Here is a 24654-nt window from a genome sequence, read left to right as displayed (position 1 = left end):
TGGGCCGTCATAGGTTCGCCGGCACTGCGACCTGCCGGGCGATGGCTGCCGCGATGGAAGCCTGATCCGCAAGGACCGCTTCCGGAGCCAGCGGACGGTCATAGGCATGCGCCCACACGTAAGCGCGGGTGCGTGCTTCCATCAGTCTGGCACTGACCCGGATCCAGCCTTCGACGCAACGGACACTTCCCTCCATCACGAAGTCGGGCGGCGCCGGTTCGGCGGCGTGTTCCATACTGACGACGGTGAGCTGGTCGTGGCCGATCAGTGCCCGTCGAAGCTCGTCCTGAAGGCCCGAAGCCATCTCCGCACTCAAAGCATCGGCGGGAACGAAGGCGTTTATCTGGACCATCGGCACGGGACGAACGGTCCACGACGACGGTCTGGCCAGTCCGAACATCAGCGCTACGGCCAAGCCCGTGCCGACTACGGCCGCCGCGCACCTTATGGCTGAAACCGGCACCTGCCCGCCCTTGCGGACAGACGGACTGCCCACGTTCGCTGCCGCCGACATCGGCTGGGCCGTCCGGCTAAAGCTCGGTACGTAGGAACCCTTGGGCAAATCGATCCGGATGCTGGAGCCGGCTCCGCCAGTCAGATAGTAATGCTCCAATCGCCGCCTGAGCTGACCGGCTTCGATCCGGACCACCGGATCGACCTGGGGGTCGAAAGTCTCGTCGCGACCAAGCACGGAAACGGCTATCGCATAGGCCTTGATGCGGTCAGGCCTTCCGGCAAGAGTTTCCCCGACGACGTAGCGGAGAAAGCCACTGCACCGGGACGACCTCCTGAAATCCTCGGTGGCACAGATATCCTCGAGATGATCGAGGATCTCCCTCTCTGTCACGTCAGGGTCCGGTACCATGCGCGCGTCCGGTCCGGGGACGCCGCGTCCGGTATTCCGGTCAAGCATCGGCGACACGCCGGAACAGGTCGGGATACTCCACCACCAGCCCGAGCCGGTCGATCGCGATATCGCGGCTGAAGCCGCTCTCAACCGACTCGAACCGGTAAAGCGAGCCTGACTTCAGGCAAGTATATCTCTGCCGGGATGCCGAGAGCGCCAGATCGGGCACACTGACATACGCGACGGTTATCTCGGCGCTTTGCCCCTCGTCAAGGCGCAGGCGGCGGATCGGCAAAGTGTTCGTAAAGGGAGTCGCCATGATGTCGACGTCGATCGCACCGTCCAGGGCCGGAAGTGGCGACCCTCCGGCCGTCGTCCAAGCCCCCAAGCCGTCACTGGCGATCTGGATCGAACAGGCCATGCCGACGATGCGCGCCTCCAAGGTCCGGACTTCCCAGTCCGGACCGCAGGCGATCCTGTAGGTCATGGCGAAATCTTCCTCGGCGTCACCGCCGATGACCGCTGCCTCCGCGACTATCCCCAACGGTCCTTCCTGAAGAACCAAGTGCTCAAGCCCCAGACCTTCCCATCGGCGCCAGCGCGCACGGATCGTATGGTCACCGCTCATCTCAGGCTCCGTTTGCACACGGAGGATGCGGCGCCGAAAGGCTATCGCATCCTCACCTGCCGCGACGTCACTGCGGCGCGAACTTCCAGCTGCCGTCGGCTATCTGGCAAACCGGCAGGACGTAGACGACGTTACGATCCTTCAGCTGACTGTTGACCTGGGTGTCGCGGCACGGCATCTGACCGCGCGTGTAGCTCCGCAGAACCGTGATGGTCCCGCTGTTCCCGGTCTGCGGATTGGACCAGGGGCGCGACTCCCCGTCGCACGCATTGCGCAGCATGTCGGCGCCGACCTTCATGATGATCTTCGTGTCGTCACCCTCATAGTGCGCTTGCCCAAGGCGGCTGCCGAAAAGCAGTTGGGCCTGAGCGGACCCAGCCGTCAATAAGAGCAAGGCCAGGGTTGCTGCACTACCGAGCTTAGTCATGCCATTGACTTTCACTGTTGCCCCTCCCGATTCTGCTGGTGAGAGCACGAGCAGACAAACGATCAAGGTTCCACTTTCACCATTATTTCAAGACAAAGGATGGGCTCGATCGTACTACACCCCTAGATAGTCCCCTGCTTGTCTGCGCTACGTTTATCGTATCGTCGCTTTGGATGATCTGCCCGGCATTTGGGGAGGCGATCTTGAAGTCCTATAAATCGGACCAGCCGTGTAGTCCCACGCATCAGTCCGACACTCCTCTGTCTCCCCAGCAGATCCGATTGCAGCTGGCGAAGATCTGCGCTGGGGAAGAGTTCCGCCGCTCGAAACGTAGCTTGCGGTTCCTCAGCTACATCGTCGAGGAAACCCTTGCAGGACGTGCCGGGCGCATCAAGGCATATTCAGTCGCTATATCGGTACTGGATCGCGACGAAACCTTCGATCCGCAGACAGATCCGATGGTGCGCATCGAGGCAAGCCAGTTGCGCCGCCGGTTGGAACGCTATTACCTGACGCAGGGAATCAACGATCCGGTCGTCATCGACCTGCCCAAAGGCGGCTATGTTCCTGTCTTCCGGATGGCCCGGGTTACTGTTCCTCCCGGTCCAAGATCCGTCGCCCCCGCTCGATCCGACAAATGGCGAAAACCTGCCGCCATTATGGGAACGGCCCTGCTGACCGTCAGCATCGCCGCCTTCGCATGGTCCCGGCAGTATGCCCACCCGTCATATCAGACGGGTGCCGGCCTCAAAACCGGTTCCCGTATCCATATCATCCCGTTCTCGACCACGACTGCCGACGACCGGAGCGGCATGATCGCCAACGGTTTGGCGGAGGAGGTCACTCAAGTGCTGATCCGGAACGGCACGGTGGACGTTCTGGCTCACTCCACCAAGGACGGCACGGCTCCGCAGATCCAGGCCGACATGTTCCTGACCGGCAGCGTGAGGTCCAATGCGGGAGTTATCAGGCTCACCGCGAGCCTCGTCGATGCACGTATGGGAACGTACGTCTGGACTGAGGCGTATGACATGCCGGCCGACGCGCCGGTTTTGACGTTGCAGACGGCACTGGCAGCCAGTCTTGGTGCCCGGCTGCCGATCCCGACGGTCGGGACGACCCGTGTGCCGACTTCCTCACGCATGGAAGCGCAAGCGGAGGAAGGTAACCTCCAGTAGGCTCAAAGCCGCGTTCGGCAACCGTGATAACGGGTAAACTACGGTAAAGTACGTGCACATCCAGGTCGCGATGTTGAAGTCTCGGAGGTGTCCCAAGGCTGCGCTCCCGGGACTCGGGGGATACATGCCTGGATCGTTTCGGCGATGAGCACCGATCCGGCACGCGGATGATCCGGTCGGACAGGCAGAACGACGAAAACGGCGCTACACACCAATCAAATCAGGAGAAAACAATGTCGCAGCTTCGTCGAGCGTCCGCCGAGCTTATCGGCACATTCTGGCTTGTCTTTGGAGGGTGCGGCAGCGCGGTATTCGCCGCGGCTTTTCCTGAAGTCGGCATCGGCCTGCTCGGTGTCTCGTTCGCCTTTGGACTGACTGTGCTGACGATGGCCTACTCGATCGGCCATATCAGTGGCTGCCATCTGAATCCGGCCGTCACAATCGGCCTGTGGGCGGGCGGACGTTTCCCGACCAAGGATATCCTGAGCTACATCATCGCCCAGATAGCCGGCGCCATCCTTGCGGCAGGTGCCCTGTACCTCATCGCCAGCGGCAAGGCGGATTACGATCTGGCGGTCAAGGGGCTCGCCGCGAACGGGTTCGGTGCTGCCTCTCCCGGCGGCTATTCGCTGAACTCCGGCATCGCCATCGAGATCATCCTGACCTTCGGCTTCCTGATGATCATCCTGGGTTCGACCGACAGCCGCGCCCCGGCTGGTTTCGCGCCGATCGCCATCGGTCTGGGCCTGACGCTGATCCACCTGATCAGCATCCCGATCACGAATACCAGCGTCAATCCGGCGCGCAGCACGGGACCGGCCCTGATCCAGGGCGGCGTTGCTCTCCAGCAGCTCTGGATGTTCTGGGTGGCACCCCTGATTGGCGGCGTGCTGGGCGGGCTCACCTACCGGGCGCTGGCGGCCGAAGAGACGGCGATCAAGCCGGCGATCACCGGCGAACCGGCACGCTGAGCGCAGATACCGATCCGCATCTCGCCGTGCCGCTACGAGACCCGGAGGAAGACAGACTCCGGACATAAATAGACCCCGGTGCGGAGGCATCGCAGCGGGGTCTTTAGTCGGGGCTTCATCCGGTGGTCACTGCTGACTCGCCCGGTTGAAAAGAATATAACATTTTAACGGTATGCAAGTCATACCCCTTTCGAAACCCTTTGGAGGTTTCCATCGCAGGTAGCAGGCCCCCGCTCAAGTGTCATGCTCCAGCAGATCCGAGAGTATGTCACGTTCCAGTTCCGCCACCAGACGCCTGTAGTCCCGTACGAAGTCCCCCGCACGTGGCGTTGCCGACTGTTCCCAGGACGCCAGCGCATCCGATGCTTCCTTGTAGTCGGCGCACATCGTCCTGAACCGGGAGTCGGTTCGGAGCCGCAGCAGGATCACGTCCCTGTAGGCGGGAAAGCGGTGCAATACGAACCCGGCCGTCCCGCTCATCCTGGCCTCCACACGCCGACGCTTTCCCAGGTGAAAACCAACTTCAGACGCCGACTGTAGCGGCTGCACCGCCCATCCTTCAGGTATGTAACCGTAGAATACGGTGTCGAATCAGTGGCCCGGCGCCAGTTTCAGGCCGACGATGCCGGCCACGATCAAGGTGATGCAGCCAAGGCGAAGCGCGTTGGCGGGCTCGCCATGGATCGCCATGCCGGCGATCACGGTTCCGACGGTGCCGATGCCGGTCCAGATCGCATAGGCCGTACCCAGCGGCAGAGTCCTGAGCGCCAGCCCGAGAAGTCCCAGACTGACGACCATGCAGCCGGCGGTGAGAACGGAAGGGACGAGGCGGGTAAAGCCTTCCGTCTGCTTCAACCCCAAGGCCCAGCCGATTTCGAAAACTCCGGCGAGGAACAGAAATACCCAAGCCATCACAGACCTCCATTGTCCGTGGCTGGGTCGTCCCGGCCGAAAAGTGCTCATGGGAAAATGCAGGGTCGTCCCCGCATCGAAAATTATATGGTTACAACCGATCCCGCTTCAAGCCTTGCCGACCTGAGCCAGCAATTTCTCCAGTCCCTGATCGACGATGCCAAGGTCGCGTAGATGACCAACCGTATTGGCAAGATAGTCGCGGTTGGGGCCACGCTCTCCGACGCCCTGCCGGATGAACCGGACGACATCCGCCGGCCCCAGTTCGCCGCAATATTGCCGGTGTGCGCGGTCCGCGACGAACGTGCAGGCCGGTATCCGGCCCTCATCTGTCGAGACCTTGATGAACTTGGGAGAATAGACGCCGCTGACCATTTCGCGGTCCCAGAGCAGGTCGATCGTCGAGTCGACATGCGGCGGTTCGACCCGGAAGGCGATGCCCCGGCAGGAACCGCCACGATCAAGGCCCAGAACCAGTCCCGGCCGGTCGGGCGTACCTCGATAGCGATGCGAATAGACGCAGAACCGCCGGTGATAGCCCCTCAGCAACGCCTGCCGCCGCTCGGCATAGGGAAACTCGGGGTTCCACATCAGCGATCCGTAGCCGAACACCCAAAGGTCGGTTCCCGGCGGCACCTTGATCTTCGGAAAGAGTACGGAGCCGCGGGAGGGCCGGAAGACCATTGCCGACTCGACGCCCAAAGTGGCGCCGAAGTCGCTCTCGGCAAGCTCCTGGGAAAGGGTGGCGGAATCGTCTTCGATCGCGCCGCGTTTGGAATCTTCGGCAGACATGACCCTCAGATAGTGTCCCCTCAGCGCAGATGCCACCGTAGCACAGATCGACACGGCGCTCGACCTCCATCGCCGCTACCCGGTATAAGTCAGCGCCCTTCCCCATACCGGTCGAGTCATGCGCGCCAGACCCATCCTGCTCTCTCTTCTTCTGCTTGCCGTCCTCGGCGCCGGCTATACGGCGTGGTGGTTCTACGCCGCCGGCGTCGTGCGCGACAGCATCGACGGCTGGATCGCCGCTGAGCGGGCAAATGCGAGCTTCATCGAGTACAAGGGACTGGAGCTGTCCGGCTACCCATTGTCCCTGACCGCGACCACAACGGATTTTTCGATCCAGCGTGCCGACGGCTTGAGCTGGCGCGGCCCCGGGTTGATTGCCCGCGCACGTCCCTGGAACCCCCTGGAGTTCACGATAGACCTGCCGGGCGAACAGGAAGCGGCCATCATGGGACGGGGGGCCGCTCCGCCGCTCAGCATCATGGCGAAGGACGGCGGCATCGGCCACGTCAATCTGAAGATGGGTGGAGGAGTCGAGGACGTCTCCCTGCGCCTGAACCGGGTAACTGCCGGCTTGCCGGGTGGCCTCAACGCAGCGACCGCCGACGGCGTCCAGCTCAGCGCCGAGTTTCCCAAGGATGCTCTGGCCGACCATGCCGGGACCGCCGTCACGCTCAGGGCGGATCTCTCGCAGCTCGGGCTTCCCCCCGACCAGAAATCCCCGCTCGGCCGCACCATCGACACTGCCGCTTTCGTCGCCAGGATAAAGGGCCAACTTCCCTCCCGCTTCACCGAGCCGGAAATTGCCGCCTGGAGCCGGAACGGCGGGACCATCGACATCGACCAGCTCGACCTTGCCTGGGGACCGCTACGGATGGCCGGGACCGGAACGCTGGCCCTGGACCCTGCGCTCCAGCCGATCGGCGCGCTGAGCGCCGAAGTCCAGGGCATCAACCCGACCATGGACAGTCTTGCCAGCGCCGGCATCGTCCGGCCCGGCGATGCGGCCATGGCGAAAGTGGCCCTAGGATTGCTCTCGCGTCGCACCACGCCGGACAAGCAGCCGATCGTGGAGGCATCGGTCACGGCGCAGGACGGCTGGCTCTATTTCGGTCCGGTTCGGCTGATGCGCATTCCCGAGGTGAACTGGGAATAGGGGGCTTCAGCCCCCGGCGTCCGAGAACCCGCCGTACTGAAAGCCGGATGCCCTGAACTCCCTGGACATTTCTATGACACGGACGGTCTCGTCCCACTCGACAAGATCGCCGACCCGATCGGCTGGAACCCAGCGGGCGTCCATGGCGTCGTCCGCCGCGACCGGCTCGCCGGGGCCGCATTCCGCCACCACTTCCACCAGTGTATAGTGGAACTGGACGTTGCCGGCATCGTCGCGGCTGATGCTGTCGAGCGCCGTCACGACGGCATGCGGAACGACCTCCAGCCCGGTTTCCTCCAGCACTTCGCGGACTGCCGCCTCGAACAGGGTTTCCCCGGCAGACTGCGCGCCGCCCGGCAATCCCCATTGTCCGAGCCTGGGGGCACGCCCACGCCGGATCAGCAGTACCCGCTCGCCCTGCCAGACGACGACTCCGACGCCGACCCAGGGACGATCGGGATACTCCCGCCCTGCCCGGCTCACGACTTGAACCGCTCGTCGACCGGCACCCTGTAACCGGTTACCAGCCGGTTGGTCTCGTTGGCCATGCCGACCACGCCCATCAGCTCACCCATCATCTCGTCGGTCATGCCGGCCTTGCGGGCAGCCGCGGTGTGGGAGGCGATGCAGTACTCGCAGCTGTTGGTGACGCTGACGGCAAGATAGAGCATTTCCTTGGTCAGCGGATCGAGCGCTCCGGGCGCCATGACCTCCTTCAGGCTCTCCCACGTCCGTTTGAGCGTCGGCGGATGGCTGGCGAGCGCTTTCCAGAAATTGTTGATCAGATCGGTACCGCGCGTCTTCATGATGTCATCGTAGACGGCGCGGACTTCGGGACTGGCGTCCTCGTACTCGACCATGGGGCCTCCAGGAAACAGGCATGTGCTCGAATGCAAACGGGGCGCCCTGATGGGCGCCCCGCGGATCTTACCATCGTGAAGAGGATGGTCGATCAATACATGTGCTGACCACCGTTGATCGACAGGGTTGAACCGGTGACGAAACCGCCCTCGTCGGCGACCAGGAACAGCACGCCGCGCGCGATCTCCGACGCCTTGCCGAGACGGCCGACCGGCACCTTGGCGACGATCTTCTCCAGTACGTTCGGCGGCACGGCGCGGACCATGTCGGTGTCGATGTAGCCGGGCGCAATGGCGTTGACGGTGATTCCCTTAGCCGCACCCTCCTGGGCCAGCGCCTTGGTGAAGCCGTGGATGCCGGACTTTGCCGCGGCGTAGTTGACCTGGCCGTACTGGCCGGCCTGACCGTTGACCGAGCCGATGTTGACGATCCGGCCGAAGCCCCGCTCGCGCATGCCGTCGATCACGTTGCGGGCCATGTTGAAGCAGGACGTCAGGTTGGTCGCGATGACGTCGTTCCACTGCTCGAAGGTCATCCGGTGCAGCACGCCGTCACGGGTGATGCCGGCGTTGTTGACGACGATCTCGACCGGACCGAGTTCCGCCGCGACCTTCGCCAGACCTTCCTTGCAGGCGTCGAAGCTGCTGACGTCCCACTTGAAGACGGCAATCCCGGTCCGCTCGGAGAACTCCTTGGCCTTCTCGTCGTTGCCGGCATAGACGGCGGCGACCTTGTAGCCGGCTTCCTTCAGACCGAGCGAGATGGCTTCGCCGATACCGCGCGTTCCGCCGGTGACCACTGCAACTCTTGCCATTGATTCCTCCCCACTAAAGCGATGATTTGATGAGATGTTCATGCCCGAATTCGCATGATTGTACATGCTTCGATCAGGCAATATGGTTCAAAGGATGAAAGGTTCGCCTTGACGTGTATCAAACGGATCCGGCGGGGCCGGCGAACCATCCCGAAGATGATCCGCCGGCCACGATCCAGTGACCGCCGTCATTCCGCCATCGACACAACGTCAACGCGAACGAACCGCCTTAGTCGCGGGCAACGGTGAGGGCGATGCCCATACCGCCGCCGATGCACAGGGTGGCGAGGCCCTTCTTGGCATCCCGCTTCTGCATTTCATGCAGCAGGGTGATCAGGACGCGGGCGCCCGAAGCGCCGATCGGATGGCCGAGCGCGATGGCGCCGCCGTTGACGTTGACCTTCGACGGGTCCCAGCCGAGGTCCTTGTTGACGGCGCAGGCCTGCGCGGCGAAAGCCTCGTTCGCCTCGATCAGGTCCAGGTCGTCCACCGACCAGCCGGCCTTCTGAAGCGCCAGACGGCTCGCGGGGATCGGGCCGGAACCCATGATCGCGGGATCGACGCCGGCGGTCGCCCACGACACGATGCGGGCCAGCGGCTTGATGCCGCGCTTGGCGGCGGCATCGGCCCCCATCAGCAGCAGGGCCGCGGCACCGTCGTTGATGCCGGAAGCGTTGCCCGCCGTCACGGTGCCGGTCTTGGAGAAGGCCGCGCGCAGTTTGCCCAGGCTTTCGGCCGTGACGCCCGCCTTCGGGAACTCGTCGGTATCGACCACCACGTCGCCCTTGCGGCCCTTGATGGTGACCGGGACGATCTCGTCCTTGAACTTGCCTTCCTTCATGGCCGCTTCGGCCTTGTTCTGGGAGGCGGCCGCGAACTGGTCCTGCTGCTCGCGCGTGATCTGCCACTTCTCGGCCACGTTCTCGGCGGTCGTGCCCATGTGGTAGCCCTGGAAGGCGTCCAGCAGGCCGTCGCGGAGCATGGTGTCGATCAGTTGGGTGTCGCCCATCTTGACGCCGTTGCGCAGATGCATGACGTGGGGCGCCTGGCTCATGCTTTCCTGGCCGCCGGCGACGACGATGTCGGCATCGCCGAGCTTGATCGCCTGGAAGCCGAGGGCGACGGTGCGCAGGCCGGAACCGCAGAGCTGATTGATGCCGTAGGCGGTCTTTTCGACCGGGATGCCGGCGTTGATGGCGGCCTGACGGGCGGGATTCTGCCCCGCGCCGGCGCTCAGCACCTGACCCAGCACGACCTCGGAGACTTCGCTCGGATCGACGCCTGCGCGCTTCAGCGCTTCCCGGATCGCGATTTCGCCCAGGTAGTGGGCGGGTACCGAGCTCAGCGAGCCGTTAAACGCACCGATGGGCGTGCGCGCGGCGCTGGCAATTACGACTTCGGTCATGGGGAACGCTCCTTAGCTGATGGCGGTTCTTATTATGGTCTGCCTTTAGCACGGTTTAAACTAACCCCGGCAATTTATCGGCGCAAGGCAGGGCGGCGGTTTACCCGCTATCGGGCTATACCCGCGCCACTACGTCGCGCGTCCGAAAAGGGGAAATCCTCATCCACCTGCAACGCTGCGTTTATTCCAAATTGCAAAGCCAGTCGGCCAGCGGTTCCCACACCAGAGCGGCGGCGCCGGCGCTGACGATCATGCCCACGTGCCCCAGGTGCGGATTGCAGATGCATGCACCCGGAACCGCCTCGGCCAGCGCCCGCGCCGACCGGGGCGGCACGATGCGGTCCTTCTCCGGGATCATGACCAATGTGGGAGGCCGGAGGCGCCGGGGGTCCACGGCCTCGCCCGCGATCAGCCAGCGTCCGGTCGCGGTATCGTTGCGGCCGTACCAGCCGGTCAGGCAATCGCGCGCCACGGCCGCCGGAAGGGTGACGCCGTCGTTGACCCAGTCCTCCAGGGCCACGAACCGGCGCGCCGGCTCGCCGTCCGGGTCCATCCGGGCGAACTTCGTGAACTTGTTCGCCATCTGCAACGGGTCCTGCATGGCGAAGAGCGCCTGGATCGCGTCGATCGGGAGCTCGCCCCAGCTGTCCAGCGCCGGCTCGAACGGCGCCAGAGCCGCCGCCGTCCGTTTCGCCGCCGCCGCATTGTCGGCATGGAAGTCCCAGGGCGTCGCCAGCAGCGCCAGCCCGGCGATGTCGCGCGGCCGGCGCTGCGCCAGCGCCGTCGTCAGTAGCCCGCCCATGCAGTACCCGACCAGGGCCGGCCGCTCCCCGAACTCCAGCACGGCGTTGAGCGCCCGCTCCAGCCGCCCGGCGACGAAGTCGGTCAGGGTGAACCTGCGTTCCAGCGGACCCGTGCTGCCCCAGTCCAGCAGCAGCGGCCGGATGCCGCGCCCAGCCATCCACCGCATCAGCGAACAGTTTTCGGACAGGTCGAGTATGTAGTGCCGGTTGATCAGCGACGGCACGAACATCACGGGACGTCCACCGCCGCCACCCTTGCCGCCGCGACCGGCGCCGTAGTCCAGCAGCCTGGCCGGTCCCTCGCTCCAGACGGTAGGGGGATCGGCCAGGCTTCGGCGGTAGGGGTGGCTCCGATAGCGCTCCAGCCCGGTCAGGACGGCGTCGAAGCGCCACCGCATCTCGCGGTCGACGGCCCGGGCGAAATCGTCAGGATCGACTCCGGCGACCTCCGCGCGGAGTTCCTCCACCCGGCCGCGCAGCGCCGTCTTCCAGAGCGGCGAGCCGCTCTTCAAGAAGGGCAATCCTGCGGGCGAAGTCAGCAGCGTCGTCAGCGTCGCCGCCATGTGGAGCGCGAGCGGACGCGGACCCTGACGAAGGGTCCGCGGCGGGGCGGCTGGCCATGGAGGGGGCGGCGAATGGGTCATGAAACTGCTGACGTTGAGCGGAACCGGCGTTCATGCCGAACGCGGTGAAGGGAGCCACGGCGGCCGCACCCTGTCCCATGATCTGGAACAGGCGGGCGAAGTTTTCCGCCACATCCGGATCGACCGCAAGCGCCGACCACTGGTCCTGCCAGAGATCGAGATAGCGGCGCGCCAGACTTTCCAAGGTTGGTGGATCGAAATCCGGTGAGTTGCCCATGCCCGTCAATATAATGAAGAATTACCGCGTTTGAACAGAGCGGAGCCTATGCGTCCCATGATGCGGTGCATCCCAATTGCGGGGGATGGGTCGGCAGAACGCTTGCCTAAAGGCGCTCCGTTCGCGTACTTCTAATGTCTTGAGGGATTTAAGCGCAATGCCACCGCGTGAAAGCATACAAAATGGCCGAAAAAGACGACGTCAAAGTTGCCCCGATCACGATCAAGAAGTACGCCAACCGTAGGCTGTACAACACAGCGACGAGCAGCTACGTCACGCTTGACCACCTCTGCCAGATGGTCAAGGACGGGATGGACTTCGTCGTCTACGACGCCAAGACGGGCGAGGACATCACCCGGTCCGTGCTGACGCAGATCATCGTGGAAGAGGAAAGCAAGGGCCAGAACCTTCTGCCGATCAGCTTCCTGCGTCAACTCATCAGCTTCTACGGCGACAACATGCAGTGGGTCGTGCCCCGTTACCTTGAGCACACCATGCAGTCTTTCGCCCGCAATCAGGAGCAGATGCGCGACTACTTCTCGAACACGATCGGCGGGATCTTCCCGTTCGGCACGACCTTCGAGGAGATGGGCAAGCAAAACCTCGCGATGTTCGAGCGGGCGATGCGCATGTTCACGCCGTTCGGGCCGCAGGGCGAACAGGGCGGCAAGGGTCCGGGCGACCAGACCGAAGCGTTCATGCAGCAGACCCGGGCGGAAAACGAGAAGACCCTGAGCGATCTCCAGAAGCAGCTGGAAGAACTCCAAAAGCAGCTCGTGACGATCACCAAGCCGAAGTCCGACTAGGCGGGCCGGCGATCCGGCGACAACCAGGAGAGCCGTCCGGCCACGGCTCCGTCCGGCCGCGACGGCTGAACAGCCTTGTCGGCCCCCATGCGGGAAGCGTGCCCGTTCGGATAATCCGCCGTCGCCGCCGTGATTCGGAATTCCTTAAGGCATTTTCGCGGACGGTATTGTTCTATTCCCTGAGTGTTCATCTTCAACGGATTCGGCTGAAGGATGGCCGTAGGCCCAGTATCACGTTTGCCGATCATGCCGCTGCCCGACTCGCGAAGTCTGGTGCCGGTTTCTGCCGTTCGCGCGCCGGCGCGGGCGAGCAAGGCCGAACGGGAAGCAGCCAGGAAGGTCCGCAAGCTTTCGGACGACGACTCCGACAAGGCCGCCGCCGAGACCAGAAGCGAGCGGGCCGAGGCGCCGGTCCGGAACGCCGAAACCGAATTCCTCCCGCGGGAAGCCGTCGCCGCACCTGAAGCCGACGCTGCCCGGCGCGGCTGGTCCGCACCGGGCACCGCCCCCTTCGTCACGCAGGTCCTGGCTCAGGAAGTCCTCAAGTCGGGCCTCCACATCGAACCATGGCGGCAGGCGATCGACGCCTATGAACGCGCAGCCGGCGCCGCGGCGCCGAGAGTGCGTCCGCCGATGCCTTAGCCGGGCGCAAGGTCCTCTCCCAGCCGCCGGACAGCCGCCGGATCCGAGCCGCCGATCCAGTCAGGGGATCCGGCCGGCCAATCTAGCCGGCCAATCTAGCCGGATAGTCGTAAAGCCGACCCGAACGGAACCCCTTGCGCCGCCGGGCGATTTCCCACACCTTTCGGTTCCCCGACAGCGCCGTCCGGACGCACAAACCAGCGCAGCAGGACCCGTGACAGCCGATACGCCCCGCTCCCTCCGCTATCCGACCATCCCTGGTGACCTTCCATGAAGACGACGGGCTCGCCGCGTACCGTGGTCTGGCCGGGCCGGCCCTATCCCCTCGGCGCGACCTGGGACGGCTTCGGCGTCAATTTCGCCCTGTTCTCGGCCAATGCCACCAAGGTCGAGCTGTGCCTGTTCGACAAGACCGGCACGCGCGAGATCGACCGCGTGACGCTGCCGGAATACACGGACGAGATCTGGCACGGCTATCTGCCGGAAGCGCGTCCCGGCACGCTCTACGGCTACCGCGTCCATGGCCCGTACGAGCCGTCCGCCGGCCACCGCTTCAATCCCAACAAACTGCTGATCGACCCCTACGCGAAGGCCCTGTTCGGGGCGCTCCGCTGGTCGGATGCCCATTTCGGCTATCGCGTCGGTTCGACTCGCGAGGACCTGTCCTTCGACCGCCGCGACAATGCGCGCGGCATGCCCAAGTGCCGGGTGGTGGACCGGGCCTTCACCTGGGGCGACGACCGGGCACCGCGCGTACCTTGGAGCGATACCGTCATCTACGAGGCCCATGTCCGCGGCTTCACCATGCGCAACCCGGATGTCGGGCCGCAGCTTCGCGGCACCTTCGCCGGCCTCAGCACCCAGTCTGTGATCGACAAGCTGCGCCGGCTGGGGATCACCTCGCTGGAACTGCTGCCCGTCCATGCCTTCTGCGACGACCGCCATCTGGTCGAACGGACGCTGCGCAACTACTGGGGCTACAACACCCTGGGATTCTTCGCGCCCGAACCCCGGTTCATGACCACCGGCGTCCTGTCGGAGTTCAAGACAATGGTGGCCCGCCTGCACGAGGCGGGGATCGAGGTCATCCTGGACGTCGTCTACAACCACACGGGCGAAGGCAACCAGATGGGGCCGACGCTCAGCTTCCGGGGCATCGACAACGCCAGCTACTACCGGCTGGCGCCGGGCGACAAGCGCTACTACATCGACGATACCGGCACGGGCAACACCCTGGCGATCACGCATCCGCGCGTGCTCCAGATGGTGATGGACAGCCTGCGCTACTGGGTCACGGAAATGCATGTGGACGGCTTCCGCTTCGATCTCGCCACCACGCTGGCGCGCGAGCCGAACGGCTACGATCCACGCTCGGGCTTCCTGGACGCGATCGGACAGGACCCCGTGCTTTCCGGTGTCAAGCTGATCGCGGAGCCTTGGGATGTCGGCCCCGGCGGCTATCAGGTCGGCGGCTTTCCGCCCGGCTGGGCCGAGTGGAACGACCGCTACCGCGACACCGTCCGGCGCTACTGGCGCGGCGACGAAGGGATGCTGCCGGAGCTTGCCGGCCGTCTGACGGGATCCAGCGACCTGTTCGAGCGGCACGGGCGGCGCCCCTGGGCCAGCATCAACTTCGTCACCGCCCATGACGGCTTCACGCTGAACGATCTCGTCTCGTACAACCATAAGCACAACGAGGCCAATGGAGAGGGCAATCGCGACGGTCATTCTGGCAATCATAGCTGGAACCACGGCGTCGAGGGACCGACGGACGATCCCGATATCCTGATCCTGCGCGCCCGCCAGCGCCGCAACTTCCTGACAACGCTGCTGCTGTCACAGGGTACGCCCATGCTGCTGGCCGGCGACGAGATCGGCCGTTCCCAGGGCGGCAACAACAATGCCTATTGTCAGGACAACGAGGTTTCCTGGATCGACTGGGCCGGCGCCGGAGAAGAGGGCCGCGACCTGGAGGAGTTCACCCGCCTGCTGCTCGACCTTCGCCGCCGCCATCCGGCGCTGCGACGGCCGGCGTTCCTTCACGGTACCAAGACCTCGGCCGACGGCGTCAAGGACATCACTTGGTACACGCCCCAGGGGACCGAGAAGACCAGCGAGCAGTGGGGCGACCGGCTGGCCCGCTGCATCGGCCTGCTGCTCAACGGCGGGGCCGGAAACTACATGACGGTCGATGGCAATTCGGCAACCGATGACAGGCTGCTGATCGTCTTCAATGCGTTCCACGACACGGTGCCCTTCAAGCTGCCCGCGGTACCGGGCGGTACCGCGTGGCGATGCCTGCTGAATACCGTCGACGACGTCGGCCGGGCGGATACGACAGGGCATCCTGCCGGGACCAGCTTCGACGTCGCCGGGCGCTCGGCTCTGCTGTTCGTGCTGATAGATACAAAGCATTAGTATATTCGGCCGATACTGGCGGACCGGACACGGCGCCCTGCCGCGCCGGAACCGCTGAGATCGAACACCGTCCACCATGCCCGACAACGATCTGAGCCAGATCGACTGCGTCCTGTTTGAACCGGAAACGAACGTCAGGCATCTCCTGCGCGAGGCCCTGAGCCGACTCCGGATTCAGAACCTCCAGGTCTTCGGGCATATGGAGGATGTCTGGAAGGCCTTTCAGGGAGGCAACCCCGACCTGCTGATCGCCGACGCCACCAGTCCCGACAGCGAAACCTTCAAGCTAGTCCAGTCGGTGCGGCACAGCCTGGTCGGCGCCAATCCTTTCATCGGGATCATCGTGACCGCGTTCCATCCTACCGGCGCCCTGCTGACCAAGGTGACCAACTGCGGCGCCGACGCACTGCTGGTCAAGCCGGTGGCCTTCCGGCAGATCCAGGACCGGATCAACGGCCTGATCGACCAGCCCCGCAACTTCGTGGTGACCAGCGACTTCATCGGACCAGACCGCCGCAGGGCACCACGCGAAGGCAGTCCGATCCCGCTGCTGGAAGTTCCCAACACGTTGAAGATGAAGGCGACCAGCAGTTTCGCTAAGGTCAATCCCCAGGCGCTGATCGAAGCCGGCATCCGCGACGTCAACGAACAGAAACTCCTGCGCCACGCCTTCCAGGCTGCGTTCCTGATCGAATTCGCGTTGCCTGCCGAGGCAGGGGGAAATGGTGCCGACGGGAAAGCCGACAAGCTGGCGCTCGACCATCTCGCACGGGTCGGGCCGGTGCTGGAAGATATCGTCCGCCGGCTGCCGAGCCCGATATCCGGCAGCCGTGCCAGAATCCCCGATCTGGCGCACGACCTTGCCGCCTCGGTTGAGATTGCCCGTTCGCAGGGACTTTCGGGCAGGCCGCCTTCGGACCCGGACCGCCTGCGGCAGAGCGCGCTGGAAATCATGCAGGCGCTGAGCCCCGATAAGGACCCGCAGTCGCTGGCGCGCGACGTCGGCTCCGCGGCAGCGGCCTACCGGGCGCGCCTCATCGCCATCGTAGCGGCGAAATCGGCGGTTCCTCAGTCCTCGACCGTCGCGTAGTTGCCCCGGAAATAGAGCAGCGGCTTGCCGTCCGCCGTCGACGCCAGCCGCTTGACGCGGCCGACGAGGATGACGTGGTCGCCGCCGTCATGGACGGCTTCCGTCTCGCAGTCGAGCGTCGCCAGACACCCGTCCAGCACCGGGGCGCCCGTCTCCCACCGCTCCCACGCGACGCCGTCCCAGCGGTCGCCGATCGTCGTGGAGAACCGCACGGACAGGTCGCGCTGTTCGTCGCCCAGGACGTTCACGGCGAAACGACCGGAAGCGCGGAAGGCATCCAGGTTATGCGACGAGCGGTCCAGGCAGAACAGCACCAGCGGCGGTTCCAGCGATACCGAACTGAAGGAATTCGCGGTCAGCCCGACCGGTTCGCCCGCATCGGTGACCGTGGTGACCACGGTCACTCCGGTAGCGAAACATCCAAGGGCATTGCGGAATGCCCGCCGGTCAAATTCCATGGCGCTCAGTCGCTCGGTTCAGGCTGAAGAACGGGTCGTGCCTTTCGGTATCGTAGCGGAGGACGCCGCGCAAGTGGGATAGGGGGCCACGGTCGCACTTAAAAGCTTCTTAACGAAACTCGCCCACTCTGCAATTTCCAATCGCGGGTATAACGGCGGCGGCGCTTTACGGCATGTTGTTCATCATCGGCTCCATTACCGTCTTAGTCTGCGTGCTGGGCGGATATGTGGCCATGGGCGGGCATCTGGCCGTTCTGTGGCAGCCTTTCGAAGCCGTCATCATCGTCGGGGCCGCGATCGGCGCCTTCATCATATCGAACCCCAAGACCGTGCTGGGACGCACCGGCAAGGCCATGCTGACGGTGCTGAGAGGGTCGCGCTACAACAAGGATAGTTACCTGGAGTTGCTGAGCCTCCAGTATCAGGTCTTCAAGATCGCCAAGACGCGCGGTCTCCTGGCACTCGAGCAGCACATCGAGAAGCCGGAGGAAAGCGCGCTCTTCCAGCAGTTTCCCAAGTTCTACAGCGACCCTCATGCCGTCGTCTTCCTGTGCGACTACCTGCGCCTGATGTCGCTCGGTTCGGACAATCCGAACGAACTGGAAAACCTGATGGAGGAGGAACTGGAGACCCACCACGAGGAACACGCCCAGATCTCTGGCGCCATCCAGACCATGGCAGACGGCATGCCCGCTCTCGGCATCGTCGCGGCCGTGCTCGGCGTCATCAAGACCATGGGCGCCATCACGGAGCCGCCGGAAGTGCTGGGCAAGCTGATCGGCGGCGCGCTGGTCGGGACCTTCCTGGGCGTGTGGATCTCGTACGGCTTCCTGGCTCCGATCGCCAGTTCGCTGAAAGCCGTGCACGACGCCGAGGCAAAGTACTTCCAGTGCCTCAAGGCCGGCCTCCTGGCGCACCTGCACGGCTATGCTCCGGCCGTCTCGGTCGAGTATGCCCGCAAGGCGCTGCTGTCCGACGTCCGCCCGACCTTCTACGAGGTCGAAGAGGCTACCTCAGCCCTGCCGCCGACCTGACCGGCGCATTCCATGGCCCCGCCTCCCCTCCCCGGCAATCAGCAGCCGGTCATCATCATCAAGAAGCGAAGGAAGCGCCCCCATGCAGCCCATCACGGCGGCGCCTGGAAGGTGGCCTACGCCGACTTCGTGACCGCCATGATGGCGTTCTTCCTGCTGCTCTGGCTGCTCAATGTCACGACGCGCGAGCAGCGTGCCGGCATCGCTGATTATTTCAGCCCGGCAAGCGTCTCCCGCTCGACCAGCGGCAGCGGCGGCGTACTGGGCGGCCTTACGATAACCGTTCCCGGCGCCATGATCTCGCCCGGCGCCCCGGTCAGCTTCGCTCAGCCGACGCCAAGCCGGGCCGGCGAGTCGGACAAGGAGCCGAACCAAACGTCGCAGGAACAGTACGACCGCGCCGGCATGAGCACCCAGCAGATCGAGGAGAAGGCGCTGCGCGAGGAGATGGCGCGACGGGAGCAGCGTCAGTTCGAGCAGGCGGAGAAGACCCTTCGCCAAGCGATCCAGGGCATACCGGAACTGGCGCAGCTCTCGGACAGCCTGATGATCGAACAGACGCCGGAAGGTCTTCGCATCCAGATCCTCGATCAAGCGAACTATTCGATGTTCCCGCTCGGCAGTTCCCAGATGTATGCGCCGACCCGCCAGATCCTCGGTCTGGTCGCCCAAGCCGTCGGCCGACTTCCGAACAAGCTGTCGATCAGCGGGCATACCGATGCCACCCGGTTCGCGCGCGGGGATGTCTATGGCAATTGGGAACTTTCGACCGACCGCGCCAACGCCAGCCGCCGTGCCCTGATCGCAGGCGGTATCGCGGACGACCGGATCGAGACGGTCGTCGGCCGCGCCGACCGGGACCACCTGTACCCGGACGATCCCCAATCTCCCCGCAACCGCCGGATCAGCATCGTGCTGCTGCGGGACATCAAGCCTCCGCCAAGCCGCTGACATCCGGGATTTAACTGCCGGACCATTTGATGTAGATCAAATACACCTTCATCAACGCCTGTTAACATGTATGAATAATACATCTTCATAAGGACCTGAACCGCTATGTCCGCCCACTTGAGCGCACGAACCATCGCACTGGTCAAAGCGACCGTCCCTGCCCTGGAGGCCCATGGCCTGGAAATCACCCGGCGCATGTACCAGCGCATGTTCGCGGACGAGGCCATTCGCGACCTTTTCAACCAGTCCCACCATGGCGAGACCGGCTCTCAGCCCAAGGCCCTGGCGTCAGCCGTCCTGGCCTATGCGCAGAACATCGAACGGCTCGACGTCCTTGGGCCTGCGATCGAGCGGATCGCCCAGAAGCATGCCGGCCTCCAGATCCTGCCCGAGCATTATCCCGCCGTTGCGGAATCGCTGCTGGGAGCCATCAAGGACATCCTGGGCGACGCGGCGACCGACGAGATCCTGGCGGCCTGGGGTGAAGCCTACTGGTTCCTTGCCAATATCCTGATCGGCCGGGAAAAGCAGATCTACGACACCACGGCGACCGCTCCCGGCGGATGGTCCGGATGGCGCGATTTCGTGGTCGAAAGCAAGGAGAAGGAAAGCGACATCATCACCTCGTTCGTCCTGCGCCCGCGGGACGGCGGCCCGGTCCTGCGGCATCGGCCCGGCCAGTACCTGACCTTCTGGCTGGAAATTCCCGGCCATCACCCGCTGAAGCGGAACTACAGCATTTCCAGTGCGCCCGACGACCGCGGCTACCGAATTTCGGTCAAAAGGGAACCGGGCGGCATCGCCTCGACCTGGCTGCACGACAGGGTGGAACCAGGTGAGGTCTTGAAGGCGGCACCTCCGGCGGGCGAGTTCTTCCTGCCGGAAAACCCCGATCGTCCCGTCGTCCTGATCAGCGGCGGCGTTGGCCTGACCCCGATGGTCAGCATGCTCGACACCGTCGTCCGGACCGGACGCGCCGTTCCCGTCCGGCATATCCACGGTACGCTGAACGGCGCCACCCATGCCCGCGCCCTCACGGCGGCCAGCTCGAACACGACGACCTTCTATGCCGAGCCGAGGGCCGAAGACCGGGCGGGCCGCGACTATGACCACGCCGGCCTCATCAGCATCGACTGGCTGCGCGAGCACACTCCGCTGGCTGAAGCCGACTACTACCTGTGCGGCCCCCGTCCCTTCCTGCGCACCTTCGTCAAAGGCTTGAGCGCCGCCGGCGTTCCAGCAAACCGCATCCATTACGAGTTCTTCGGTCCCGCCGACGAGTTCCTCGCCGCCTGACATCGGCTGGATGTAGCTGTACCGGTCGCGCCCGCAATGGGCGCGCCGGCTTATCCGTCCCGCGCCGGTGCCGTTGCCGGTGCCGCCGTCGCCAGCCAGATCCCCGGCAGGATCATCACGATGCCGATCAGGTGGAAAAGCTGCGGCGCTTCGCCCAGAAGCACATAGGCCAAGCCGGCGATATAGATCGGCACAAGATACATCAGAAGCCCGGTCCTGCCCGGCCCGACTATCGCGACCAGCTTTCCGTATAGCAGGTAGGCCCCAAGCCCCGGCACGAGCGCCAGAAACATCCAGGTCGCCGCCGTCCGCCGATCGAAGTCCGCCACATAGCCAAGCGCCATCTCCAATCCCAGGAACGGCAGCATGATCAGCAATCCCATCGCCGTGATGACAGCGAAGCGGGCAGTCAGATCGAGCTTCGACGGCCGATACTTCAGCAGCACGGAATAGAGCGCCCAGCCGACGGTCGCCAGCAGGGTCCACAAATCTCCGGCCATGAAGGCGAGATGAACGAGACTGCCGGGATCGCCCCGCGTGACGATCACGACGACGCCCACCAGAGACAGCGATATGCCCGCGACCTGACGCAACGATACGCGCTCACCCCAAAACAGGTGTGCGAACACGACGATCAGGATCGGCGTCGTCGAATAGATCAATCCGATGTTTGTCGCCGTCGTGGTCTGTCCGGCAAGATAGACCGGAGCGCCGCAGACACCCATGCCGAGGGCGCCGAGCGCCGCCAGGGTGCGCCACTCGCGGCCGATGACGGCGCGGCAGCGCCAGAGCGCCCGTGCGGTGAACGGCAGCAGGAACAGGAGCGTCAGGAACCAGCGCCCGAAAGCGAGCGCCACGGGCGGCACGCTGCCCTCGACCCACCGTGCCGCCAGCATGTTGCTGGACATCAGCAGGGGAGCGAACAGCAGCAGAAACAGAGCCAGGCGCGACGGGCGTCCGGCCGTCATGGCCGCACCGCCCGGTTCCACGGCGGTCGCGCCGGTCGGCTCCACGGCGGTAGCGCCGGTCGGAAGTCCTCAGGGCGTCGGCTTGAATGCGGAGACATCAGGGCAGTTGGAAACCGGGGAGTGCCATACCGGAGGCGGTGAAGGGATCACGACGCCATAGCACCGGCCGGCTGCCTTGCTCCAACGGTTTCTTCACTGCCCCGGATCAGCCCAACCCGACCCTGGTCCTCAAAATCAGGAGCCTGGAAAGCCAAGCGCCGGCTCCAGTGCCTCGAAGCTGCGATCCATTGCATATGCCGAAGTGATCGGCAGCGGAAGGTGCCCGAACCTGAACGAGATCTGGCTTTCCGCCGGGTCTTCACCGAGCTTGGCGATGGCGGCGACATAGAGGGCGGACACCAGTCCCGAGCGATCCGCTCCAGACGTGCAATGCACCAGAATGGGTTTCTCCGCTTTCCGGAAGACGTCCATCAGCCGGTCGAATTGCTCCATCGTCATGTCACGCCGGGCAGACATCCGAAAATCGACATGTGCGATGCCAAGCTTCCTGGCTCCATCGATTTCGGCATCGTACCAGCCGCTTCCGCTATTCTCTCCGCGCAGGTTGATTATCGTTTTGAGGCCATAATTCTGATAATACTCGGCGATCTTTGCCGCCGTAGGCTGCGCGGAACGGTAGAACTCACCTGGAATCACAGCGTAGAAATTATCACCCATCTGGAGAGCCGCGAGGTATAAAACCGCCCAACCCAGACCTACGCTCAAGAAACTGCCCAGCAGCACGGCAGCGTGTCTGGCACACGCTACGATGGAAACCGATCGCATCGCAGAGGGGACGCTGCTTTCGCCGGAACTAATTTCACCAGTACTAATTTCACCGGCACTGGGCGGAAGGCCTTCGACTGGAAAAAACGCCGGGGACACGCTGATGATCCTGCCTTGCTGGTTCTGCCGGCAGGCAATGGACACCAGGAAGCTGACAGGAACCTGACGTGAGATGAATTTGCCGGACCCTGGGCACGGATGCGGCACCGACGGGATGCTCCCGAACTTCTTCTTGAGAGATGTTGAATGAGGATTCTGCTGGTCGAAGATCACCCGGCGCTGAGGGAAATGGTCTCGGATCATCTTGCGAAGCGCGGCTTCGCAGTGGACGCGGTGTCACGGACGGATGAAGCCTGCGAAGCGCTGGATACGGCGACTTACGACGCGATGGTGCTCGATCTTGGGCTTCCGGACGGCGACGGCTTCTCCGTCCTCATGAAGGCGCGGACCCTGACCAAAGGGCAGCTTCCGATCCTGATCGTCACGGCAAGGGACGCGGTCGGCGACAGGGTGCGCGGTCTGGACGCCGGCGCCGACGACTATGTCGTCAAGCCCTTCGACCTGGTCGAACTCGAGTCCCGGATCCGGGCGGTACTGAGGCGCCCGGGCTTGCGATCCAACCTCCTTTTGTCGTGCGGTAGCCTGGTTTTCGATACGTCGCGGCGTTCTGCCACGATAGCAGGCGATCCGGTCGACCTGACCAGGCGGGAAGCCGACCTCCTGGACGCCTTGCTGAAAGCAGCCGGCCAAGTGGTGATTCGCGACGTGCTGGAGGAACGCCTATACTCCTTCAACGAGCCCGTCACTCCAAATGCGCTGGAGGCGACGGTATCGCGCCTTCGCCGCCGCCTTGCGGGAGCCGGTCTGCGCATCGAAACGCGGCGCGGCATCGGATACCGCCTCTTGTCCGAAATGGACGTGCCGGAATGAAACGGGTCAACCACAGTCTTCGCCAGAGACTGACCATGGCGCTTCTGCTGGTCTTCACGATCGGCCTCACGGCCGCTGGCTTCATCTTCATGCACGAGACAAGGCAAACGACGTCCGGGATCGCCAGCCAGACATTGACCCAGCAGGCTCGCGACCTGATTGGTGGCATTCACATCGTCACCGGCGCCATCACGATCGAGCCGCCGGGATCGTGGGCGCAGGCATACTCCAGGGCGGGCGGCGGATACTCCTACACCGTGTTCACGGCGGACGGCAATCCGGTCGCGCGATCGAGCAGCCTCGAGGCGCCCCTGCCGCTGATCCCCGTTCCATTCGGCCAGAGCTTCAGTTCGCTCGAACTCAACGGACCGGAGGGACGTGCCCTGCTGGGAGCCTCCCTCCCCGGCGGGTACACTCTGGTAGTCGGCAGGGGCGACACCGACCTTGAAGCTCTGGCCGAAACCTTGATGGAAGAGAACAGCGAACCGATCTTCGTGCTGGTCCTCTCCATCGGCTGCGCGCTCGTCATAGGCTGGTTCGTTGCGGGCTGGAGCCTCAAGCCTTTGGCGAGGGCAGCTCAGGAAGCTTCGGCGATCGTACCGGGATGTTCATCCGCCCGCATCTCGCCTGCCGGGCTGCCCGCCGAAGTGCTGCCGATGGTCGATGCCGTCAATGGTGCCCTCGACCGGCTTGCCGTTGCATACGACATGGAACGGCGGTTCACGGCGGATGCCGCCCACGAGTTGCGTACGCCGCTTTCGGTGCTGAGCCTCCGCCTGCAAAGGATGGAACTGAGCGGGGTCGAAGACTGGAGCGCCATCAGGCGCGATCTTGCGGAGATCGAACGCCTCGTCAGCCAATTGCTCGATCTGGCGCGCAAGGAAGCGGCGTCGCGCTATGCCTCCGCCAGCGATCTGGTGACGGTCGATCTTGCCCGTACGGCGCGCGAGGCGGCAGCGGCGGTACTGCCCGTGGTCGAAAAGGCCGGCAGGACGATCGAGGTCGAAGCGCCCCATGGTGCCGTGCCGGTCACGGGCCGCGCCGACGACCTGCGGGACATGGTGCGCAACCTCCTGGACAACGCCTTCACCCATGGCGACGGCTGCATCAAGGTCACTCTGCAGCGCGTCGGCGGCGTTACGCTGCTCGAAGTCACCGATGAAGGTCCCGGCATTTCCGAAGACATGCGCGATACGGTGTTCGAACGCTTCCGGAAAGGACAGGCGGCAAGTTCGGGTTCCGGGTTGGGGCTGGCCATCGTCCGGCAGGTGGCACGCAGCCATGGCGGAGAGGCGGTCGTGGCGGGCGAGACCGGCGCCTTGCATATACTGGTTCGCCTGCCGGTTGAAGTCGGCGTAGGACATATTTCTTCGATAGGCGCACCAGAGCAAATCGTCGTTCCAGCATAATCTTTGCTATCAAACTATCTAGTTTCAACGAAATGCTGTATCGAGACGCCTATCGCATACCCATGTGTTGTATTTGATGGGATTGGTGACATTAAGACGCAGCTTTCGAGACATTTTATTACTATTTGATTATTTCGGCTTAATCACTTGATCGGACAATGCCATCGCCAACCGA

Annotated in this window: 27 protein-coding genes; 13 read left to right on the top strand and 14 right to left on the bottom strand. The window is 64.1% G+C overall.

All coding sequences use genetic code 11. The annotated features are described in order from the left end of the window. Positions 1-7: 7 nt before the first annotated feature. The 3 genes from N826_RS30015 to N826_RS30005 all read right to left on the bottom strand — a co-directional run bounded on the left by N826_RS30015 (position 8) and on the right by N826_RS30005 (position 1917). Entirely contained in the window at positions 8-913 is a 906-nt protein-coding gene (locus tag N826_RS30015) for a hypothetical protein (RefSeq protein ID WP_044435042.1), read from the bottom strand. Continuing rightward, the gene (locus N826_RS30010; protein WP_044435041.1) at positions 906-1475 is read right to left on the bottom strand and encodes a putative glycolipid-binding domain-containing protein; all 570 of its coding nucleotides are present in this window, start codon (positions 1473-1475) and stop codon (positions 906-908) included. Before N826_RS30010 ends, N826_RS30015 begins: the two co-directional genes overlap by 8 nt. A 67-nt stretch (positions 1476-1542) precedes the next feature. Beyond that, entirely contained in the window at positions 1543-1917 is a 375-nt protein-coding gene (locus N826_RS30005; protein ID WP_147041088.1) for an RT0821/Lpp0805 family surface protein, read from the bottom strand. A 158-nt stretch (positions 1918-2075) separates the two neighbouring features. On the opposite strand from N826_RS30005, the gene N826_RS30000 reads away from it, so the two are divergent. Together N826_RS30000 and aqpZ are read left to right on the top strand one after the other, a co-directional pair. After that, positions 2076-3080 carry a hypothetical protein gene (locus N826_RS30000; RefSeq protein ID WP_147041087.1) on the top strand — a complete coding sequence of 335 codons (1005 nt, stop codon included), beginning with the start codon at positions 2076-2078 and terminating at the stop codon, positions 3078-3080. A gap of 233 nt (positions 3081-3313) precedes the next feature. Further along, on the top strand, positions 3314-4051 hold the full coding sequence (aqpZ, locus tag N826_RS29995; protein ID WP_044435038.1) for an aquaporin Z: 738 nt from the start codon (positions 3314-3316) through the stop codon (positions 4049-4051). Positions 4052-4285: 234 nt separating this feature from the next. Here aqpZ and N826_RS29990 read toward each other — a convergent pair whose 3' ends face one another. The 3 genes from N826_RS29990 to N826_RS29980 all read right to left on the bottom strand — a co-directional run bounded on the left by N826_RS29990 (position 4286) and on the right by N826_RS29980 (position 5755). Beyond that, positions 4286-4531 carry a hypothetical protein gene (locus N826_RS29990; protein WP_147041086.1) on the bottom strand — a complete coding sequence of 82 codons (246 nt, stop codon included), beginning with the start codon at positions 4529-4531 and terminating at the stop codon, positions 4286-4288. Between the two features lie 111 nt (positions 4532-4642). Continuing rightward, on the bottom strand, positions 4643-4963 hold the full coding sequence (sugE, locus tag N826_RS29985) for a quaternary ammonium compound efflux SMR transporter SugE (RefSeq protein ID WP_044435034.1): 321 nt from the start codon (positions 4961-4963) through the stop codon (positions 4643-4645). Between the two features lie 108 nt (positions 4964-5071). Continuing rightward, the gene (locus N826_RS29980) at positions 5072-5755 is read right to left on the bottom strand and encodes a gamma-glutamylcyclotransferase (RefSeq protein WP_308518310.1); all 684 of its coding nucleotides are present in this window, start codon (positions 5753-5755) and stop codon (positions 5072-5074) included. Between the two features lie 118 nt (positions 5756-5873). Between N826_RS29980 and N826_RS29975 the strand changes: the two genes are divergently transcribed. Then, on the top strand, positions 5874-6908 hold the full coding sequence (locus N826_RS29975) for a DUF2125 domain-containing protein (protein WP_044435032.1): 1035 nt from the start codon (positions 5874-5876) through the stop codon (positions 6906-6908). A 6-nt stretch (positions 6909-6914) separates the two neighbouring features. On the opposite strand, the gene N826_RS29970 is transcribed toward N826_RS29975, so the two are convergent. From N826_RS29970 to N826_RS29950, 5 genes are all read right to left on the bottom strand, one after another. Next, positions 6915-7391, bottom strand: a complete 477-nt coding sequence (locus N826_RS29970; RefSeq protein ID WP_044435030.1) for an NUDIX hydrolase — start codon at positions 7389-7391, stop codon at positions 6915-6917. Then, positions 7388-7768: a carboxymuconolactone decarboxylase family protein gene (locus N826_RS29965; protein WP_044435028.1), complete on the bottom strand. Its 381-nt coding sequence runs from the start codon at positions 7766-7768 to the stop codon at positions 7388-7390. Before N826_RS29965 ends, N826_RS29970 begins: the two co-directional genes overlap by 4 nt. Before the next feature lie 92 nt (positions 7769-7860). Further along, positions 7861-8583 (bottom strand): acetoacetyl-CoA reductase, encoded by a 723-nt coding sequence (phbB, locus tag N826_RS29960; RefSeq protein ID WP_044435027.1) that lies wholly within the window; start codon positions 8581-8583, stop codon positions 7861-7863. A 229-nt stretch (positions 8584-8812) separates the two neighbouring features. Continuing rightward, positions 8813-9988, bottom strand: coding sequence for an acetyl-CoA C-acetyltransferase (locus N826_RS29955; RefSeq protein WP_044435025.1), 1176 nt, complete (start codon positions 9986-9988; stop codon positions 8813-8815). Between the two features lie 181 nt (positions 9989-10169). Further along, the gene (locus N826_RS29950) at positions 10170-11354 is read right to left on the bottom strand and encodes an alpha/beta fold hydrolase (RefSeq protein WP_244619711.1); all 1185 of its coding nucleotides are present in this window, start codon (positions 11352-11354) and stop codon (positions 10170-10172) included. A 79-nt stretch (positions 11355-11433) separates the two neighbouring features. On the opposite strand from N826_RS29950, the gene N826_RS29945 reads away from it, so the two are divergent. The 5 genes from N826_RS29945 to N826_RS29925 all read left to right on the top strand — a co-directional run bounded on the left by N826_RS29945 (position 11434) and on the right by N826_RS29925 (position 16608). Beyond that, the gene (locus N826_RS29945) at positions 11434-11643 is read left to right on the top strand and encodes a hypothetical protein (RefSeq protein ID WP_044435020.1); all 210 of its coding nucleotides are present in this window, start codon (positions 11434-11436) and stop codon (positions 11641-11643) included. 191 nt (positions 11644-11834) lie between these two features. Further along, a complete protein-coding gene (gene phaR / locus N826_RS29940) occupies positions 11835-12458 on the top strand; it encodes a polyhydroxyalkanoate synthesis repressor PhaR (RefSeq protein WP_044435017.1) in 624 nt (207 codons plus the stop codon). A gap of 246 nt (positions 12459-12704) precedes the next feature. Then, complete coding sequence (locus tag N826_RS29935; RefSeq protein ID WP_147041085.1) at positions 12705-13100, top strand: hypothetical protein; 396 nt, start codon at positions 12705-12707, stop codon at positions 13098-13100. Positions 13101-13370: 270 nt separating this feature from the next. Continuing rightward, positions 13371-15518: a glycogen debranching protein GlgX gene (gene glgX, locus N826_RS29930; RefSeq protein WP_044435013.1), complete on the top strand. Its 2148-nt coding sequence runs from the start codon at positions 13371-13373 to the stop codon at positions 15516-15518. A gap of 76 nt (positions 15519-15594) precedes the next feature. Continuing rightward, the gene (locus N826_RS29925; RefSeq protein WP_044435011.1) at positions 15595-16608 is read left to right on the top strand and encodes a response regulator transcription factor; all 1014 of its coding nucleotides are present in this window, start codon (positions 15595-15597) and stop codon (positions 16606-16608) included. On the opposite strand, the gene N826_RS29920 is transcribed toward N826_RS29925, so the two are convergent. Continuing rightward, entirely contained in the window at positions 16587-17066 is a 480-nt protein-coding gene (locus N826_RS29920; protein WP_044435009.1) for a flavin reductase family protein, read from the bottom strand. The genes N826_RS29925 and N826_RS29920 overlap by 22 nt on opposite strands. Positions 17067-17239: 173 nt before the next feature. On the opposite strand from N826_RS29920, the gene motA reads away from it, so the two are divergent. The 3 genes from motA (at position 17240) to hmpA (ending at position 20347) form a co-directional block, all read left to right on the top strand. Then, positions 17240-18100 (top strand): flagellar motor stator protein MotA, encoded by an 861-nt coding sequence (gene motA / locus N826_RS29915; RefSeq protein ID WP_044435006.1) that lies wholly within the window; start codon positions 17240-17242, stop codon positions 18098-18100. Between the two features lie 12 nt (positions 18101-18112). Continuing rightward, positions 18113-19051: a flagellar motor protein MotB gene (gene motB / locus N826_RS29910; protein ID WP_044435004.1), complete on the top strand. Its 939-nt coding sequence runs from the start codon at positions 18113-18115 to the stop codon at positions 19049-19051. A gap of 105 nt (positions 19052-19156) precedes the next feature. Next, on the top strand, positions 19157-20347 hold the full coding sequence (hmpA, locus tag N826_RS29905) for an NO-inducible flavohemoprotein (protein WP_044435001.1): 1191 nt from the start codon (positions 19157-19159) through the stop codon (positions 20345-20347). A 50-nt stretch (positions 20348-20397) separates the two neighbouring features. Here hmpA and N826_RS29900 read toward each other — a convergent pair whose 3' ends face one another. Then, positions 20398-21360, bottom strand: coding sequence for a DMT family transporter (locus tag N826_RS29900; RefSeq protein ID WP_244619710.1), 963 nt, complete (start codon positions 21358-21360; stop codon positions 20398-20400). Positions 21361-21549: 189 nt separating this feature from the next. Then, positions 21550-22413 carry a fused DSP-PTPase phosphatase/NAD kinase-like protein gene (locus N826_RS29895; protein WP_211099419.1) on the bottom strand — a complete coding sequence of 288 codons (864 nt, stop codon included), beginning with the start codon at positions 22411-22413 and terminating at the stop codon, positions 21550-21552. On the opposite strand from N826_RS29895, the gene N826_RS29890 reads away from it, so the two are divergent. Beyond that, positions 22387-23070, top strand: coding sequence for a response regulator (locus tag N826_RS29890; RefSeq protein WP_044434999.1), 684 nt, complete (start codon positions 22387-22389; stop codon positions 23068-23070). The genes N826_RS29895 and N826_RS29890 overlap by 27 nt on opposite strands. Next, positions 23067-24479, top strand: a complete 1413-nt coding sequence (locus N826_RS40660; RefSeq protein ID WP_084721287.1) for a sensor histidine kinase — start codon at positions 23067-23069, stop codon at positions 24477-24479. The genes N826_RS29890 and N826_RS40660 overlap by 4 nt, the downstream gene beginning before the upstream one ends. Positions 24480-24654 lie beyond the last annotated feature (175 nt).

The organism is Skermanella aerolata KACC 11604 (assembly GCF_000936425.1).
Classification (GTDB): Bacteria; Pseudomonadota; Alphaproteobacteria; order Azospirillales; family Azospirillaceae; genus Skermanella; species Skermanella aerolata.
This window is presented reverse-complemented; position numbering and strand designations above follow the sequence as displayed.